Genomic DNA, 16611 nt, shown 5'->3' with positions numbered 1-16611 from the left:
GGCGAAGGTGCGGATGCCGTAGAACCAGTCGCGGGCAGGCGGTACGCCAGTGAAAAAGCCTTTAAACAGGTCGTTCAAGATGACAGCTCCGGCGCCATCGGGGTCGCCATCGCAATGGCTTTGAAGACTCGCAAGGTGGCTTCCAGGTCGGCCGGGTCAACGCTGCCGAACACATCGCGGCGCAGGCGGATCAGTTCGCTTTCAATGGCGTCCGACAACGCTCGGCCTTCCGGGGTCAGGCTCAGGGATTTGGCGCGGCGGTCGGTCGGATCTTCGGTGCGTTGCACCAGTCCTGCCTTGCCCAGTTGATCGAGCAAACGCACCAGCGAAGGGCTTTCCAGACCGCACGCCTGGGCAACCGTGACCTGCCTGACGCCTTCACCCAGGCGCGCGATCATCAGCAATGGACCGGCGCAGGCTTCGGACACGCCGTAGTTCATCAGCGTGGTCTGGCAGACCCGGCGCCATTGGCGAGAGGCCGCAACGACGCCGCCGGTGATGTGCATTTGCAGTGAATCTAGAGTCATGGAAGGTGCCACTGGAGTAGGTTCAACCGAAACGGTTTGGTTAGGCAGTGAATGATTAGTCTCTGTATTATTAGGTTGCTAACTATTAATATCCAGTAACAAAAGGTTTTCGTCAACTGGAAATTGATCGAAGGTTCCGGTGGGAACGAGGGCGCGCCGTCGTTCGAAAACCCCGACTTAAGACCGATTTACGCAATATTTTGTGACCGTCTGTCGGCGTTTTCACGCCGATTTGAACTTTCTTCGAAAAATTCTCTCTCGGCAGTTCAAAAAAATGACGCCACTTAAATGGCTTGGCGCTGGCGAGTTTCGCCACGCCTGACGAACGGCATGAAAAAACCGCGGTTACGTGATAGTGGCGAGAGAGTGGCATTGATCGTTTTTTAAACGATTTCGGCGGTTTCTTGACTGTTCCGGCGGGTTAAAGAACAACCGATTCAGCCGATAGCAAAGGCGACAGGAAACAGGGCTCAAAACCCCGTTCCAGAGACATCCCTTTGCTGTGCGCCAGCGCACCACGAGAGCCACATGATCGACCTCGCCATTTGGAATCTTTCTGTACCCGTCGGCATTCCGGCCGCCACTATCGACACGCCGAAACTGGTCTCGGGTTACAAGGATGGTTACTTCCGTTCGGGAGACACTCTGTTCTTCTGGGCACCGGTAACCGGGTCAAGGACTGACAACGCCATCTACCCACGCACCGAACTGCGCGAGACCTTCCCCAACGGCGCTGTGCACAACTGGACCTACAGTCAGGCCGACAACTTCCTGCGGGCGGCGCTGACCGTCGACCAGGTGCCGTCGTCGGGCAAGATCGTCATCGGGCAGATCCATTGCTATGGCAGTACCGAGCCGCTGATCAAGCTCGAGTACCAGTACAAGGAGAAGACCCAGACGGGCAACATCGTCGCCAAGTTCCGTCTGACCCCGACCTCGGAGCCTGCGGTGATCCAGATCGCGACCGGCGTGCTGCTCAAGGAGCGCTTCACCTACACCATCCACCTGACGCCGACGGGCGCGCTGACCGTCAACGCCCACGACATGCAGTGGAGCGCGAAGCTGGATCCGAGCTGGAGCACCAGGCAGCTGTATTTCAAGGCAGGCGTCTACACCCAGGACAACACCGGTTACGCCACCGAAGGCGGCGCGGCGACGTTCTACAAACTGACGGTGTCCCACGACAAGAAAGCTTGACGGCATCAATGAGCAGTGAAGCGAGATCGAGAGCACTCTACCGGGCCATGCAGCGACCCGGTGGAGTGGGCGGGGCGACGGGTCACCTGTGCAGATCAAACGTTCCTGCGATGGTGGTAGTGGTAGTGACATCCTCAACGCTCACTTGAAAGCTGAAACTGCCCTTCATCGCTTGTATCGCTTCATCTGCGCTGATGAGCGTCACTGTCCCACTGACTGCATTGTACGCCGTGAACCAGCCCCCTGATTTCTCGACGCCATACGTTGCCCCAGGTGCTTCGAACGATCCCGGCAAGACTTCGTATGTGCCCGGTTCCGATGAATATGTAAATCGCACAGTTACGGATTCATAGGCTTCTTGTCCTTCCAGCTTACTGAAATTCACCTTCTGCGTGCCCCCTGACTCGCTGTTGGCAATGGTTACTTCAGCGTCAATGAAGTTTTTTGGCTCGCCGCCAATGGTGACTTCGAACGTTCCATTCGATTTTTCATTCTGTCCGTTCATGGTCGATTCTTCCTGAATCCTGGCAATGACAGGGATGCCCAATGGCGGACTCCAAGACCGTCCGTACCCACGAGGCCTGCCTACGAAGCTTAGGAGTCCAGGAAGTCAGGTACAGAACGATTCGACATCGAGAAAATAGCGAATCGTTATAGTGATTGTGTTTGACAAAAAAACACGCTCAAGGCGCTGCGCAAAGGTCTATCTGGCAGCAGGTTTCAAGAAAATCAGCGCGAATCGGATGCGACCCGGGGCGGGTTGCTCCACCGTAGCGGCGCCACCATGCAACTGCATGATCGCGGTCACGATCGCCAGGCCCAGGCCGTTGGAGTCCGAGCTCTGATGGCGTGAGGCGTCGCCCCGGTAGAAACGGTCGAACAACTTGCCGAGCGTCGATTCGCTCAGCACGGGCCCCTGATTTTCCACTTCAATGCGACATTCGCCGCCGCCTTCCAGAACGCGGATGTCAATCATGCTGCCTTCGTCGGCATAGCGAATGGCGTTGGCCACCAGATTGCTCAGCGCTCTGCGCAGCAGCAGCGGATCGGCGCTCAGGCGCGCATCGCCGCAGGTATTGACGATCAGTTGCCGTTCTTCAGCCAGGCCTTCGAAATAGCCGCAGACGCGCTGCAGCTCTTGCGCCATGTCCAGCGTCTGACGATTGAGCGCCGCTTGCGCGTCGTCTGCCCGCGCCAGAAACAGGATGCTTTCGACCATCCGCGAAATACGTTCCAGTTCTTCCAGATTCGACGCCAGCAGCGCCTGGTATTCATCCGCCGTGCGCGCCTGGCGGAGGGCGACCTGGCAATGCCCCATCAGCGACCCGACCGGCGTGCGGATTTCGTGAGCCAGGTCGGCGGAAAACTGAGTCAGGCGCTGATAACCGTCCGCCAGCCGGTCCAGCATCGCGTTGTAGGCGTCGCCCAACTGCTGCAACTCCACCGGCGTATCGCGATTGTCCATCCGGCTTTCCAGGCGGGCCGGCGTAATTGCGGCGGCATGGCTGGCCATCCTGCGCAACGGCCGCAGGCCCCGGCGCAACAGCACATAACCCAGCACGGCGGTGAGCACGAAGGCCAGCGCAACCGAAGACAGAATGCGATTGCGGAAATTCGCCAGCGTGGCCATCTCTTTCACGGCGATGTGGGCCGCCGTGAGGTGCACGCGCCTGCCGCTGGACATGACTTCCACCGTGGCCGCGCGCATGGGGACGCCTGACGCCAGTTCGCCGCTGCGCATGTCGGCGACGCTCAACGGCGCATTGGTTGGGACCACCGGCGTCAGCGGCAACGGCGCATGCAGCGGATTGACCATGATGACCGGCGGCTTGTCCGGCTCGGTGATGATGAAAATGTCATCCTCGCTGTCGAGCATGTTCTCGAACAACTGCGGGCTGCCTTGCAGCTTGTCCAGCGTCAGGTCGTATTGCAGCAGTTTGCGGAAGTGATCGAGCCGCGCCAGCACGGCGTGATCGGTGCGGGTCATCACCGCGTCTTTCATGGTTTCGTACAAGTACATGCCGGCGCTGGCGACGGCCAGCATGGCCACCACCGAAAACGCCAGGGTCGAACGCAGGGTCAGGGATGGCTGGCGTCCGGCTCGCATGGCCGCACCTCGCAGACATAACCGATGCCGCGCACGGTGTGGATGAGTTTGACCGGGTAGGGCAGGTCGATCTTGCTGCGCAGGCGTTTGATCGCGACGTCCACCACGTTGGTGTCGCTGTCGAAGTTCATGTCCCAGACCTCGGAGGCGATCTGCGCCCGGGAGAGGACGTCGCCCTCGCGCCGCACGAACAGGTGCAGCAAGGCGAACTCCTTGTTGGTCAGGGTGATGACCTGCTGCTGGCGAGTGACCCTGCGGCGCAGCAGGTCGAGCTCAAGGTCGGCCAGATGAAAATGGTCGGCCTCGCGGACCACGCCGCGACGCAGGATCGTGCGGATGCGCAACAGCAGCTCGGTAAACGAGAAGGGTTTGACCAGGTAGTCGTCGGCGCCCAGTTCCAAGCCGCGGATCCGGTCCTGCAATTGATCGCGAGCGGTGAGAAACAATACGGGCACGTCTTGTCTGGCGCGCAGGATTTCGATGATCTGCCAGCCATCGATGCCCGGCAGCATCACATCCAGCACCAACAGATCGTAGGTGTGCTCCAGCGCCATGTGCAGGCCGTCGGTGCCGTGCTGGGTCCAGTCCACTTTGTAGCCGGATTCGCTGAGCCCCTTCTTCAGGTACTCACCGGTTTTGGTGTCGTCTTCGATAAGCAGAATGTGCATCGTCGGTCGGGCTCGCTTCACGTCGTGGCGCTGTCACCGGCATGGCATGTCGGATCGGGGGCCTGCAACCCGGCTGCATGCCGCGTCGGATGTGGAGTGTAACCAACTGGCCGGGCGCGGCCGATTACATTTTTGTCATTGATCCGAGGGGTGATCGGGGCGTCGTGCGAATGACAAAAATGTCATCGCCCGGTCATTGTGGTGTGCCGGTTGCGGGTACAGGATGGCCTTCGTTCAACACGTCATGCCCCTCCAGCACGACTCTCGAAACTGCCTCAAGGAATGTTCACATGAAGATGAAGACTGCTCTGTCCACCACGTTCGGCGTGCTCATGCTCGGCGCCGCCGTTATTGCCGCTGCCGCTGACATGCCGGTGGTCAAGCCACTGCGCGGGACAGTCGACAGTGTCGACAACAAGACCCTGAACTTCACCACCCGCTCAGGCGCTCATCAGAGCATCGGCCTGTCTGACCAGACCGGCATCCGGCTGGTGTCCAAGACCGATATCGAATCGATCAAGCCCGACAGCTTCATCGGCTCCGCCGCCATCCCGCAAGCCGACGGTTCGTTGAAAGCGCTGGAAGTGACCGTGTTCGAGGCTAGCCTTAAGGGCAGCGGCGAAGGTCACTACGGTTGGCAGAATGCCGATGGCAGCACCGGCACCATGACCAACGGCACCGTGGGCAAGCTGAGCAAGGCCAACGGCCGCACGCTGAGCGTTGGCTACAAAGGCGGCGAGAAGCAACTGGTCGTGCCGGAAGACGTGCCGATCGCTTACGTTGAAGCGGGCAAGGTCGACCAGCTGGTCAAGGGCGCCAAGGTCGTGGTCTTCCCGGGTGAAGACGGCAAGACCGCCCGTGGTGTAGCGGTCGGCAAGGACGGCTTCCAGCCACCGATGTAAGCGGCGACGGTGCGTGATATGCACCGCGTTGCGTCCATGGTGGGCGCGCACTTGCCCGCGATGGCGGTCTGTCTGATCTGACACACGGCAATCGCGGGCAAGCGCGCTCCTGCGAGGCCCGGCTCACCACATTCATCCATGAAGAGCCTTTCAAGATGAAAAAAAACCGAATTCATCCTTGGCCCATTCGCCTGACGCACTGGATCAACGCCTTCGGCATGGTCTGCATGTTCATGAGCGGATGGGGCATCTACAACGCCTCGCCGTTGTTCCGTTTTACCTTTCCAAAGGACTTCACCGTCGGCGGCTGGCTGGGCGGCGCGCTGGCCTGGCACTTCGCGGTGATGTGGCTGTTGGTGATCAACGGCCTGATCTACGTGCTGTACAGCCTGTTCAGCAAGCACTTCAAACGGGATTTTCTGCCCGTCTCCCCGAAAGCAGTCAAACGCGATCTGCTCGACGCCCTGCGCTTTCGCCTCAGGCACGAGAAGGGCGTGTACAACGCCGTGCAGCGCCTGATGTATTGGCTGGTGCTGGCCGCGGGCGTGTTGATCGTGGTGTCGGGACTGGCGATCTGGAAACCGATTCAACTGCAGGAACTGACCGCGTTGTTCGGTGGCTACGATTTCGCCCGCTTCGTGCATTTCGCGGCGATGGCGGCGATCGGCGCATTCGTCGTGGTGCATTTGGCGTTGGTGTTGATGGTGCCGAAAACCTTGCTGCCGATGATCACCGGCGGCGTACGGCCAGTTGAAAACGGGAAGGTCGAACATGATTGAGCCGAAAAAACGCGCCATCCAGCGCGTCAGGCTGGAGCCTGCGCAACTGAGCCAGCTGGAAAGTATCCAGCGCCGCAACTTTCTGCGAGGCGGCTTGACGGTCGGCGCCATGGCCATGCTCACCGGTTGCAACCTGCAGGACGGCGATCAGGTGGATAAAGTGCTGTGGGCCATGTCGCGCTGGAATGATCGGGTGCAGGCCTGGCTGTTCAGCGGGCAGAAACTGGCGCCGACGTTCAAGAAGGAGCAGATCAGAAACCCGTTCCCGTTCAACGCGTTCTATTCCGAGGACGATATCCCGGATCTCGACGTGGCGGACTGGAAGCTGGGTGTGTCGGGGCTGGTGCGCGACAAGGCGCCGTGGACGCTGGATGGCTTGCGCAAATTGCCGCAGCGCAGTGACATCACGCGACTGATCTGCGTAGAGGGCTGGAGCGCGATCGGGCAGTGGGGCGGTGTGCCGCTCAAGACGTTCCTCGAGCATGTGGGCGCGGACACCACGGCGAAGTTCGTCGGGTTCAAGTGCGCTGACCGGTATTACTCGAGCCTGGACATGCCGACGGCGTTGCATCCGCAGACCTTGCTGGCGCTGGATTTCGGCGAGGTGGCCTTGCCGCCGGATTACGGTTATCCGCTGCGGGTGAGGGTGCCGACCAAACTGGGGTTCAAGAATCCGAAGCACATCGTCGAGATTTTCGTGACCAACGATTATCCGGGCGGGTACTGGGAGGATCAGGGGTATAACTGGTTCAGCGGGATTTGATCGTGCTGCCTCAGTCTCGCTTTTGATTCTGCCCGGAGGGCGTAGGAGTCTGGCTTGCCGACGATGGGCTGCGCAGCAGTCCTGAAATCAGCGGATGCGGTTCTTCAGACACACCAAGCCAGCAGGGTTTACTGCCGGTTCCCGGCAGATCGTCGGCAAGCCGGACTCCTACGCCCTCCGGGCAGAGAATCAAAAGCATAAAAAAACCGCCTGACGAGTAATCGGCAGGCGGTTTTTTAATGCGTTGAAACTCAGTTCAGACCGAGCTTGCCACGCATTTGCGACAGGTCTTCTGCCAGGGTGTTGACCGGGCCAGCCAAGGCCTTGCGGTCGTTTTCCTTGACCTTGTCATAGGTCTCGTAACCGCCATCCTTGGTTTTGTACTTGGCCAGAATCTTGTCGACCGTGGCGAAGTTCTTGTCGACTTTGGCGACGAACGCTGCATCGGACTTCTGCAGTTGCGGCTTGAACAGGTCGACGATTTTCTTCGAGCCGTCAACGTTGCCCTGGAAGTCATACAGGTCAGTGTGGCTGTAACGGTCTTCTTCACCGGACAGTTTGGTCGCAGCGACTTCTTCCATCAGCGCCGCAGCGCCGCCGACCACTTTTTCCGGCGGGAAGGTCATGTCGGCAATGCGCGATTGCAGCTCTTTCACGTCAGCCAGCAGCTTGTCGGCGAAAACAGCCTGGTCCTTGGTGGTGTTCTGCGAGAACAGCGCGTACTCCAGGCGGTGGAAACCGGTGAAGTCGTCGGCTTTCACGCCGTTTTCGTGGTCGTCTTCGCGGGAGTCGATCGACGCGTCCAGGTCGCTGAACAGCTCGGCGATCGGCTCGATGGACTCGTAGGAGATACGCGTGGTCGGGAACAGTTTCTTCGCAGTCGCCACGTCGCCTTTCTTGATGGCGTCAGTGAATTTCTGGGTATCGGTCACCAGCTTGTCGACGTTTTCAGTGACGTAAATCTTGTAGTCCGAAACCGGCGTGACCAGATCCAGCGGAGCGGTGGCTGCGAAGACGGACATCGGGGTCTGCAACAAGCCAAGGGTAAGCAACAACGCGAGAGGCGACTTTTTCATGGAGCTCTTCCTGTGAGGTAAGGGTTGTCAGGCAGTTTTTGTTTTTACAGCAGAAGCGGCAGCCAGCAGTGACCGGCCAATGAAATCGTGACTGTCGACGACGCCCGGCAGGGTGAAGAAATAACCGCCGCCAACCGGCTTGAGGTATTCCTCCAGCGGCTCGCCGTTAAGGCGTGTCTGCACCGTGATGAAGCCTTTTTCCAGGTCCGACTGGTAGCAGATGAACAACAGCCCCATGTCCAGCTGACCGTTCTTGTTCACGCCGTTGGAGTAGTTGAACGGGCGACGCAGGATCAGGTTGCGCTGGCTGTCCGGCGTGCGCGGGTTTGCCAGACGGATGTGGGCGTCGAGCTTGGTGATCTTTCCCTCCGGGTCCTTTTTGTAGTCCGGCACGTCGGTCTCGGCCTTGCCGTCCATCGGCGCCCCGGTGGCTTTGACGCGACCGAAGATCGCTTCCTGTTCCTGCAGCGGCGTGCGGTCCCAGCGCTCGACGAAGTTGCGGATGATCCGCACCGCCTGATAGCTGCCGTTCGCGGCCCAGGCCGGTTCGTCGCTGCCGGGCTGCACCCAGACCAACTCGTTCATCGCTTTCTGGTCGTTGGAATCCGGGTTGGCGGAACCGTCGCGGAAACCCAGGAAGTTGCGCGCGCTTTCCGGTGGCTGGCCCGGCTTGAGCGGAGCCTGCGCCGGAACCGTGCCTTCCTGTTTCCAGCGCACCAGCAGCAGGTCAGGCAGGTTTTTGACGATGTCGCGCAGGGCGTGAATGTTGCTGTCCGGGGCGTTGGAGCAGAACTGAATGCTCAAGTCGCCGTGGCAGCAGTCCGCCTCCAGCGCGTCGTTGGGGAAGCCGACCATGCGCTGAAGACGCTTGGGCTTGACGTGTTCCAGGCCGAAACGCTCGTCGAACAGCGAATCGCCCACGGAAACGGTGATGGTCAGGTTGTCCGGGGTGACCACCGGGCCAAGAATGCCGGAATCCAGCGGTGGCAGTTTCGGGTCCACCTGCGGTACGGCGCCGCCGGTCATCAGGAACGAAATCCGCTCGTTGAGCGTGCGGAACAGGCGCTCCAGGTCTTCGCGGTCCTGCGCCAGCACGTCGAAGGAGACCATCATGCCGGCGGTGGGACGCGGGTTGACGATGCCGCTCTGGTGCACACCGTGAAACTCGTTGTGATCCTGGGTCTTCTCGCTTTTCGGCGCTTCAGTGACTTGCGCTGGCGCAGGTGCAGCCAATGCATTACCGCTCAGGCTGGCCCCGGCGATGGCGGCGCCGGCCGCACCCAGGCCCAGCAGGACACGGCGACGGTCAACGGAGACGGGAGCGTTGGTTGGATCTGAATCTTTCATGTGGATACTGTCTTCGTTCTGGTTTCAGGTCCGGGCGGGCGCATCGGCACCCGCCCGGGCACGCTTACAGGCCGGAGAGGCCCAGGGCCGGATCGATTCCATCGAGTGCATCGGCCAGTGCCTTGGCCTTGTCTGCGATTTGTTTTCTTTGTTCGGCGCTGACCTGGTCATACGGCTTGAAGCCGCTGTCGGTCTTGAGCATCAGCAACTGGTCGTCCAGACCGGTGGTGGCGCTGTCGATCTTTTTCAGCACGTCGCCGGAGGTCTTGCCCAGCAGAGGGCGCAGCAGCTCGATGACCTTGCGGGTGCCCTCCAGATTGGCGGCGAAGCCGGTGACATCGATGTGGCTGTAGCGCTCTTCTTCGCCGTTGCTGCGGATCTCCGCCAGACTGCGCATGGTGCGCACGATCATGCTGGCCAGCTGTTCCGGGGCGATGCTCTGCGCCAGCAACTGCTGCTTGAGCGTGGCGATGTCGCTTTGCAGCTTCTGCACGACGGGCGTCAGGCCCTCGACCGATTTCTGCGAGAACAGACCGAATTCGATGCGATGGAAGCCGCTGAAGCCTGGGTCCTGCTCACGCTTCTCGAAGTAATCGGCACGGGCGTTGATGGCATTGTCCAGCTCCGCCAGACGCTGCGCGGCCGGGGCGATGCGTTGATACGCCGCGCGCGCCGGTGCATAGGCTTGCTGAGCCTGAGCGAGGTCACCGCTTTCGATGGCCTGCTGCAGGTCGTTGACGGCGCGGATCAGCGCGCTGCTCTGGGTGCTCAGGTAAACGCGGTATTCGGACAGCGGGCCGATGAACGCGACCATCGACGGACGCGCCTTGGCGGCGGCGTCGGATTCGGCCGTGGCGGTGACGTGCAGGGTGCCGCGCGGGTTGCTCAACAGGCCGCAGGTGATGGCGTAATCGCCAGGCTGCAGGTTCGCGTTGATGATCTGGCTCAGGCCCGGCACGATGTTTTCGCGTTCTTCGACGACCAGCACGCCGTCGAGGATTTCCCACTCGACGGCCCGGTCGGAGGCGTTGACGATGCGAAATGCATTCTTGCCGGCCGGTACCGTGATCGCATTAGGCTCGCAATTCTTGGCGTGGATCGTGACCACGGTTTCGTTGCCGCTGTTGGCAACGCGTTTCTTTTGCGCAGCCTGCGAGGCGAAGTAGAACATCGCGCCTGCGGCGATCATCAGAATCACCGAGCCTGCGACGGCGAATTGCAGGGCGCGTGAAGGCTTGGCTTTCTGTGGAGGAAGGCCGGTGGGACTGGTGGTCATGGTTGCCCTTATTTGTTCGTAACTGAAGGTGAGTGGCCGTGTTCGTGCGCAGGACGGGTGGGCAGACTCACCACCCGCGCCTGAGGTTTGAAGAACAGGACCAGCGCGAAGATCAGGTAAGCCAGGTAGGCCACCAGTACGCTGACGGTCGGTGCATCCTGATAGCCGAACATGCCAGCCAGCACCGAACCGGTCGGGCCGTCCATCGGCAGCGTGGCACTGATGTCGAAGACCACGTCCTGGAAGTGGTTCCACACGCCGGCTTCATGCAGCGAGCGCACCGAATTGGCGAGGATGCCGGCCGCGACCACGAGAATGAACAACCCGGTGTAGCGGAAGAATTTGCTCAGGTTCAGGCGCAGGCTGCCTTTGTAGATGGCGACCCCCACGCACACCGCGATGATCAGACCCAGCAGCGCGCCGACCGGGCCGGACACGCCTTCGCTCTGCTGAAAAACGGCGAGCAGGAAGAACACGGTTTCAAGGCTTTCGCGGGCGACGGCGAAGAACACCATGCCGATCAGCGCGTAGGTCTGGTTTTTCGAGCCGGCGAGGGCGGCGTCCAGGGATTCATGCAGATCGTGTTTGACCGAACGCGCGACCTTGCGCATCCACACGACCATGGAGCTGAGGATGACCACGGCGACCAGGCCCACCACGCCTTCGAACAGTTCCTGCTGCTTCTGCGGGAATTCGGCGCTGACCATTTCAAGGCCGCCACCGACGAACAGGGCAAGGGCTGCGGCGAGGAAAACGCCGATCCAGACCGCTGGCATCCACTCGCCACGGCCCGTCTGCTTCAGGTAACTGGCAATGATGCCAACGATAAGCGCGGCTTCAATCCCTTCGCGCAACATGATCAAAAAAGGAACGAGCATTTATCACCGGTGTAAATCTGATAGGGTGTGCGGCCTGAATGCGTAGTACAGCCATTCGCATTCAGCCAGGGTGTAACATAATGATACTCATTATTGAATGAGCATACTTGTTTTTTTGCTTTCTCCAGAATTTGTGCATGTTTTCAGGTAGCGTTCAGCCCTCGGCCACTCCTCTTGCCGTGCGGGCGTAATCAACGTCATTCAATCCCCTTTCAGACACCTCTGCCGCAGGCGTTGGAGCGCGCTTGCTCTGGGCGCACTCGGACGATCTGCCGGGGGAATGCGGCGTGTCAGGCAAAGAACGCGGTCGCTGGTTTTACGACTGCTGCGCAGCCGATCGCGAGCAAGCTCACTCCTACAGAGGTCTCCGGGCATTTCCCGAATTCTCCGACTAGACACAAGACCCGTAGGAGCGCGGCATGATTGGCAGTCCGACGACCCGTATGAGCGCGCTTGCTCGGGGCCGCCATCGGACGAAGACTGACTTTCAGTCGCTGCAGGGCAGAATCTGAAAGCATCGCGTCGACCCAGTGGCCGAGAATTATTTTCGAAAACCATGTGAGGTAAATCCTGCTGGCATCCGTGTAGTGAGAATCGATGCGTTCAACGACGCACGCCCTCACCACTCGATACCTCAGGTCTACCGTTCATGACAGCTCTATCCGGTTTTCGTGTCTGCGCCCGTCCCGCGCTTCGTTCCGCTCCGTTACTGGGGTTATGTTCGGCCACTGCACTGCTGTGTTCTCTGGGCCTGAGCACATGGGTCAGTGCTGAAGAGATGCAGCTGGATGCCGTTAATATCGATGCCAGCTCGCAAGCCGATATCAGCGAGACGGAGCACAGCCGCACAAGCTATCAGGCGCGCAAGTCCACGGTCGCCACGCGCACCGAATCGCCGCTGCTGGAGACCCCGGCCACGGTCAACGTGGTGACCAATCGGGTGATCGAGGACCGGCAGCCGTCGAGCCTGGACGAGGCGATCAACGCCGTCAGCGGAGTCAAGCAAGGCAACACGCTGGGCGGCACGCAGGACGCGATTCAGAAGCGTGGCTTCGGCACCAACCGCGACAACTCGATCATGCGCGACGGCATGCAGTCGGTGCAGGCGCGCAACTTCACCCCGACCACCGAGCGCATCGAGGTGCTCAAGGGCCCGGCGTCCATGCTCTACGGCGTGCAGGATCCGGGCGGGGTGATCAACGTCGTGACCAAGAAACCGCAATTGGTGGACGCCCACTCCATTTCTGTGTTCGGCAGCAGCTTCGGTGGCGGCGGTGAGCAGATTGACCTGACGGGCCCGATCGGCACCAACGGGCTGGCCTATCGGGTCATCGCCGACAAACAGAATTACGACTACTGGCGCAATTTCGGCAGCATCGACCAGTCGGTGATCGCGCCGTCGCTGGCCTGGTACGGCGACGACACCACCGTGTCGGTGGCTTACGAGCACATGGAATATTCGGTTCCTTTCGACCGTGGCACGCAGATCAACACCACCACCGGCAAGGTGCTGGACATCCCGCGCAAGCGTCGTCTGGACGAGCCGTTCAACGTGACCACCGGGCGCTCCGACTCCCTTGACCTGCGCATGGACCATCGCCTGAACGACGACTGGACCCTGCGCACCGGTTACGCGTACAGCCGCAACTACTACAACGACTACCAGTCGCGTTTCATGTCGGCCGACTTCACGACCGGCGCCGTGACCCGGCGCGGCGACGCAACCCGCGATGCCGTGCAGTTCGCTCACACCGCCACCCTCAACGCGCTGGGCAATCTGTACTGGGGCGATGTGCGTCATGAGCTGTTGATCGGCGCGGACTACATGAAGAATGATCGCGAGCTGGGTGATCTTTATCGCAGCCCTAACAAGACCGACTTCAACTACAACGATCCGGTCTACGGTGTCACGCCTAAGCCTTCCACGGTGAGTGCACCGAACAGCGACCAGATCGACCACCTGCGCACCCATGCATTCTTCGTCCAGGACGCCATGCACCTGGGCGAAAAGTGGATATTCCAGGCCGGCCTGCGTTACGACGCGTTCGACGAGCTCACCGGCAAGGGCCGTCCGTTCATCGTCGGCGCCGACGTCAAGGACAGCAAAGTCGTTCCGCGCGTCGGTCTGGTTTACCTGATTCAGCCGGACTGGTCGGTGTACGGCAGCTACACCGAATCGTTCCGCCCGAACACCTCGATCGCGACGCCGATCGAGAGCCTGCCGCCCGAAGAAGGCAAGTCTTATGAGATCGGCACCAAGTTTCAGAACGACGCGATTACGGCGACCGTCGCGCTGTTCAACATCAACAAGAAGAACGTGCAGACCAGCGAGCCCTGCGGCACCGAGACCTGCACGCGGGTCTCGGGCGAGGTGCGTTCCCGTGGCCTGGAAGCCGACATCACCGGTCAGTTGAACGAGGGCTGGAGCCTGACCGGCAGCTACGCCTACACCGACACCCAAGTGCTGGAAGATCCGGTACTCAAGGGCGAGCCGCTGGACGGTGTGTCGAAGCACACGGGCGCGCTGTACCTGACGCGCGACTTCGGCCACGTCGGCGTGGGGGATCTGCGCGCCGGTGCCGGTGCGCGTTTCGCCAGCCGCTGGGGCGTCAACGATGGCGCTGGCAAGGAATATTACTTGCCGTCGTCGAAGGTCGCCGACGCGTTCGTCTCTTACAAGATGAAGCTGGACGAACGCGATCTGACCCTCCAGCTGAACCTGAAAAACATGTTCGACGAGAAGTACTACACCTCGTCCAGCGGCCTGGGTTCGCCCGCCATCGCCATCGGCGAGCCACGTCAGTTGGTGGCGCGGGCCAGGCTGGATTTCTGATCAGGACAGGCCGGTCGTGCGGCGTTGCGGCATGAGCCTGGCGCAGCAGGGTTGTGCGGTGTGGCGATCGGGCTGGCAGCGATTCAGCTGAACGGGCCTGATCCATAGGGCGTCCGCGGGACTGTTCGCGGCCGTTTTCGCATATCATCAGCCGCCAGCCACATCCCGCGTCACCGCCTTCACCAGGACACTGCCCAAGCAATGAGTTCGCCAAGCCTTTTCGCCCCACCGCCTTCGCTGTTTCTGCCGCTGACCGACGAGGTCGTCAAGGCGCTGGCGGCTGGTGATTCGCTGGACGACTTCCTCGGCGTGGCGAGCCGTGCGCAGATGGCTGCCCTGATGCTGCTGCTCAATCTCAAGGCGTTGATCGGGCAGGGCATCGCGGTCGAGATGCTGGAGCGCATGCTCGACGATGTGATGCGCGCTGCCGGTTCGGTAGAAGAGGGCGGCGGTGCGTTTGCCGACCTGGTACGCATGCGTTTCAACGCCGAAAACCTGGCCGCCAGCCTGACGGTGCTCGAGATCGCCGGCGTCGCCTTCCTCGAGGAACACGAGGTCCAGGCTCAGGCCTATCTGGACGAGGAAGGGCAGTGGGACTTCGGCTTTGGCCTGCGTCATCGCCAGACCCTCGAGCCATTGACCCGTGAAATCGTGCTGGCGACCGGTGACGTGCTGCGCCTGAGCGATCAGCAGAGCCGGATCTTCGACGAGTTTCAGGTGTGCACGGATGAGTCGTTTCATCTGCAGGCCTATGCTGGCGTGGGCAAGACCTTCCTGCTGGCGAAGTTCTTCGAAGTGCTCGATCCGGCCACGACCCTGCTCATGGCCACATTCCCCGCGCAGGTGGCCGCCCTGCGCGAGCGCGTCCTGCAGTCCAGTCCCGACAGCCGCATCAACGCCTGCACCTTTGGTCACATGGCCAACCTGTTGCTCAACCGCGACCTGACCTCTCAGGGCTGGCGCAACAGCGACATGCAACGCACCAGCGCCAGCTCGCTGGTGGACGACCTGCAAGTGGCGCAATGGCTGAACCTGCAGAGCGTCGGCAAGCTCTATCCTCGGGACGTGGCGCGAGTCTGTCGCGCCACGGTCCACAGTTTCTGCCTGTCGCCGCTGCCGCACATCGAGGCGCGGCATCTGCCGTCCCTGGGGCACGCGGCCAGTCAGGCGGACATCGCCATGCTGCTCGAATACAGCCGATTATTGTGGCGCGAAACGGTGCGGCCCTCGGCGCCGCACATCCGGCTGCCGATTCGCAACGCCCAGCGCATCAAGTTCCTGTCGCTGACCTCGGAAGTCATTCCCGAGAATTACAGCCACATCATCATCGACGAAAGCCATGAGCTGACCGCCCCGATGGTGCAGATCCTTGATCGCAGCCCTCAGGCGGTGATCACCCTGGGTGATGAGTTCCAGCAGTTGAGCGGCAAGGCGACCCGCCACGGCGGTTTCATCCGCCAGCGCTTCATGACGCAATCGATTCGCGCCGGCAAGCAGATGGCCAACGTGCTGGATCCGCTGATCCAGCTGCACCCCAGCGACATCAAGGAAGGCTTCGTCGGCCGTGCGCCGCATCCCACGCGCATCATCGGCCACGGCGTCATGCCGATCCCCGACAAGCCGACGACGATTCTGGTGGCCAACGAATGGGGGCTGTTCGCCTGGTTCAGGCGCCTTAGCGAAGCCGGCGCGAGTTTTCAGTTGCCTGCCAGAACCCTCGAACACCTGACCCTGTTCGTCAAAGGCCTGGATGGGTTGTATTGCGAAGACCTGCGGCCGCAGCACCGGCTGATTTTCCGCTATGCCTATTGGGACGCCCTGGCGTCGGCCATGGGCGCCAGCCACGAATTCAAGGCCGTGCACGAGTGGTTGGGGCAGGGCAAGCGTCTGCAGGACTTCGTCGAGACGGCGCAGCGGTTTTGCAGCGATCCGTCAGCCATCCTCAAGCTGGCGACGGTGGAGGACGTGAAAAACCAGGAATTCGACTGCGTGCTGCTGTCCCGCGACCTCATGCGCCCGCCCCGCGAAGGTTCGACCCACTCACTGGCCAGCGTCTGCTCGCTGCTCTACACCGCCAGCTCCCGCGCCCGCCACGAACTGCTGCTGCCGGGCAACATGAACGACTGGCTGCAGGATCTGGGGCGTAATCAAAGGTGAGCGGCGCGGACGGGCGCTGCCTCGTCTGCAGGTTGCAGAGGTCTGCTGAACAAAACGCTGCGTCTACCCGGGATGCATTAAGCCAGTGCTTGCGCCCACAG

The 16611-nt window shown here is 61.1% G+C and carries 14 protein-coding genes; 6 read left to right on the top strand and 8 right to left on the bottom strand.

Annotated elements, in window-relative coordinates; all coding sequences use genetic code 11:
• Positions 1-74: 74 nt before the first annotated feature.
• Positions 75-527 carry a MarR family transcriptional regulator gene (locus AAGQ88_RS17970; protein WP_285425952.1) on the bottom strand — a complete coding sequence of 151 codons (453 nt, stop codon included), beginning with the start codon at positions 525-527 and terminating at the stop codon, positions 75-77.
• Positions 528-1055: 528 nt separating this feature from the next.
• Between AAGQ88_RS17970 and AAGQ88_RS17965 the strand changes: the two genes are divergently transcribed.
• Positions 1056-1724 carry a polysaccharide lyase family 7 protein gene (locus AAGQ88_RS17965; protein WP_342653142.1) on the top strand — a complete coding sequence of 223 codons (669 nt, stop codon included), beginning with the start codon at positions 1056-1058 and terminating at the stop codon, positions 1722-1724.
• A gap of 82 nt (positions 1725-1806) precedes the next feature.
• Here AAGQ88_RS17965 and AAGQ88_RS17960 read toward each other — a convergent pair whose 3' ends face one another.
• From AAGQ88_RS17960 to AAGQ88_RS17950, 3 genes are all read right to left on the bottom strand, one after another.
• The gene (locus AAGQ88_RS17960; RefSeq protein ID WP_342653141.1) at positions 1807-2229 is read right to left on the bottom strand and encodes a hypothetical protein; all 423 of its coding nucleotides are present in this window, start codon (positions 2227-2229) and stop codon (positions 1807-1809) included.
• A gap of 198 nt (positions 2230-2427) precedes the next feature.
• Entirely contained in the window at positions 2428-3831 is a 1404-nt protein-coding gene (locus AAGQ88_RS17955; RefSeq protein WP_342653140.1) for a heavy metal sensor histidine kinase, read from the bottom strand.
• Complete coding sequence (locus tag AAGQ88_RS17950; protein WP_285425955.1) at positions 3804-4499, bottom strand: heavy metal response regulator transcription factor; 696 nt, start codon at positions 4497-4499, stop codon at positions 3804-3806. The genes AAGQ88_RS17955 and AAGQ88_RS17950 overlap by 28 nt, the downstream gene beginning before the upstream one ends.
• Positions 4500-4795: 296 nt before the next feature.
• Here AAGQ88_RS17950 and AAGQ88_RS17945 point away from each other — a divergent pair, with 296 nt between their 5' ends.
• The 3 genes from AAGQ88_RS17945 (at position 4796) to AAGQ88_RS17935 (ending at position 6943) form a co-directional block, all read left to right on the top strand.
• On the top strand, positions 4796-5401 hold the full coding sequence (locus AAGQ88_RS17945; RefSeq protein ID WP_342655835.1) for a hypothetical protein: 606 nt from the start codon (positions 4796-4798) through the stop codon (positions 5399-5401).
• Positions 5402-5556: 155 nt separating this feature from the next.
• The gene (locus AAGQ88_RS17940; RefSeq protein ID WP_285425956.1) at positions 5557-6180 is read left to right on the top strand and encodes a cytochrome b/b6 domain-containing protein; all 624 of its coding nucleotides are present in this window, start codon (positions 5557-5559) and stop codon (positions 6178-6180) included.
• Entirely contained in the window at positions 6173-6943 is a 771-nt protein-coding gene (locus tag AAGQ88_RS17935; RefSeq protein WP_285425957.1) for a molybdopterin-dependent oxidoreductase, read from the top strand. Before AAGQ88_RS17940 ends, AAGQ88_RS17935 begins: the two co-directional genes overlap by 8 nt.
• Before the next feature lie 251 nt (positions 6944-7194).
• Here AAGQ88_RS17935 and efeO (AAGQ88_RS17930) read toward each other — a convergent pair whose 3' ends face one another.
• The 4 genes from efeO (AAGQ88_RS17930) to efeU all read right to left on the bottom strand — a co-directional run bounded on the left by efeO (AAGQ88_RS17930) (position 7195) and on the right by efeU (position 11520).
• A complete protein-coding gene (gene efeO, locus AAGQ88_RS17930) occupies positions 7195-8019 on the bottom strand; it encodes an iron uptake system protein EfeO (protein ID WP_285425958.1) in 825 nt (274 codons plus the stop codon).
• Positions 8020-8046: 27 nt separating this feature from the next.
• Positions 8047-9366, bottom strand: coding sequence for an iron uptake transporter deferrochelatase/peroxidase subunit (gene efeB, locus AAGQ88_RS17925; RefSeq protein WP_342653139.1), 1320 nt, complete (start codon positions 9364-9366; stop codon positions 8047-8049).
• 64 nt (positions 9367-9430) lie between these two features.
• The gene (gene efeO, locus AAGQ88_RS17920) at positions 9431-10642 is read right to left on the bottom strand and encodes an iron uptake system protein EfeO (RefSeq protein ID WP_342653138.1); all 1212 of its coding nucleotides are present in this window, start codon (positions 10640-10642) and stop codon (positions 9431-9433) included.
• Between the two features lie 8 nt (positions 10643-10650).
• Positions 10651-11520, bottom strand: coding sequence for an iron uptake transporter permease EfeU (gene efeU / locus AAGQ88_RS17915; protein WP_285425961.1), 870 nt, complete (start codon positions 11518-11520; stop codon positions 10651-10653).
• Between the two features lie 649 nt (positions 11521-12169).
• Here efeU and AAGQ88_RS17910 point away from each other — a divergent pair.
• Positions 12170-14353: a TonB-dependent receptor gene (locus AAGQ88_RS17910; RefSeq protein WP_342653137.1), complete on the top strand. Its 2184-nt coding sequence runs from the start codon at positions 12170-12172 to the stop codon at positions 14351-14353.
• Positions 14354-14554: 201 nt separating this feature from the next.
• Positions 14555-16510: a hypothetical protein gene (locus tag AAGQ88_RS17905; protein WP_342653136.1), complete on the top strand. Its 1956-nt coding sequence runs from the start codon at positions 14555-14557 to the stop codon at positions 16508-16510.
• The last annotated feature ends 101 nt before the right edge of the window (positions 16511-16611 follow it).

The organism is Pseudomonas sp. F3-2 (assembly GCF_038804275.1).
GTDB lineage: Bacteria > Pseudomonadota > Gammaproteobacteria > Pseudomonadales > Pseudomonadaceae > Aquipseudomonas.
The sequence above is the reverse complement of the archived record's forward strand: the minus strand, read 5'-3'. Positions and strand labels throughout refer to the sequence as shown.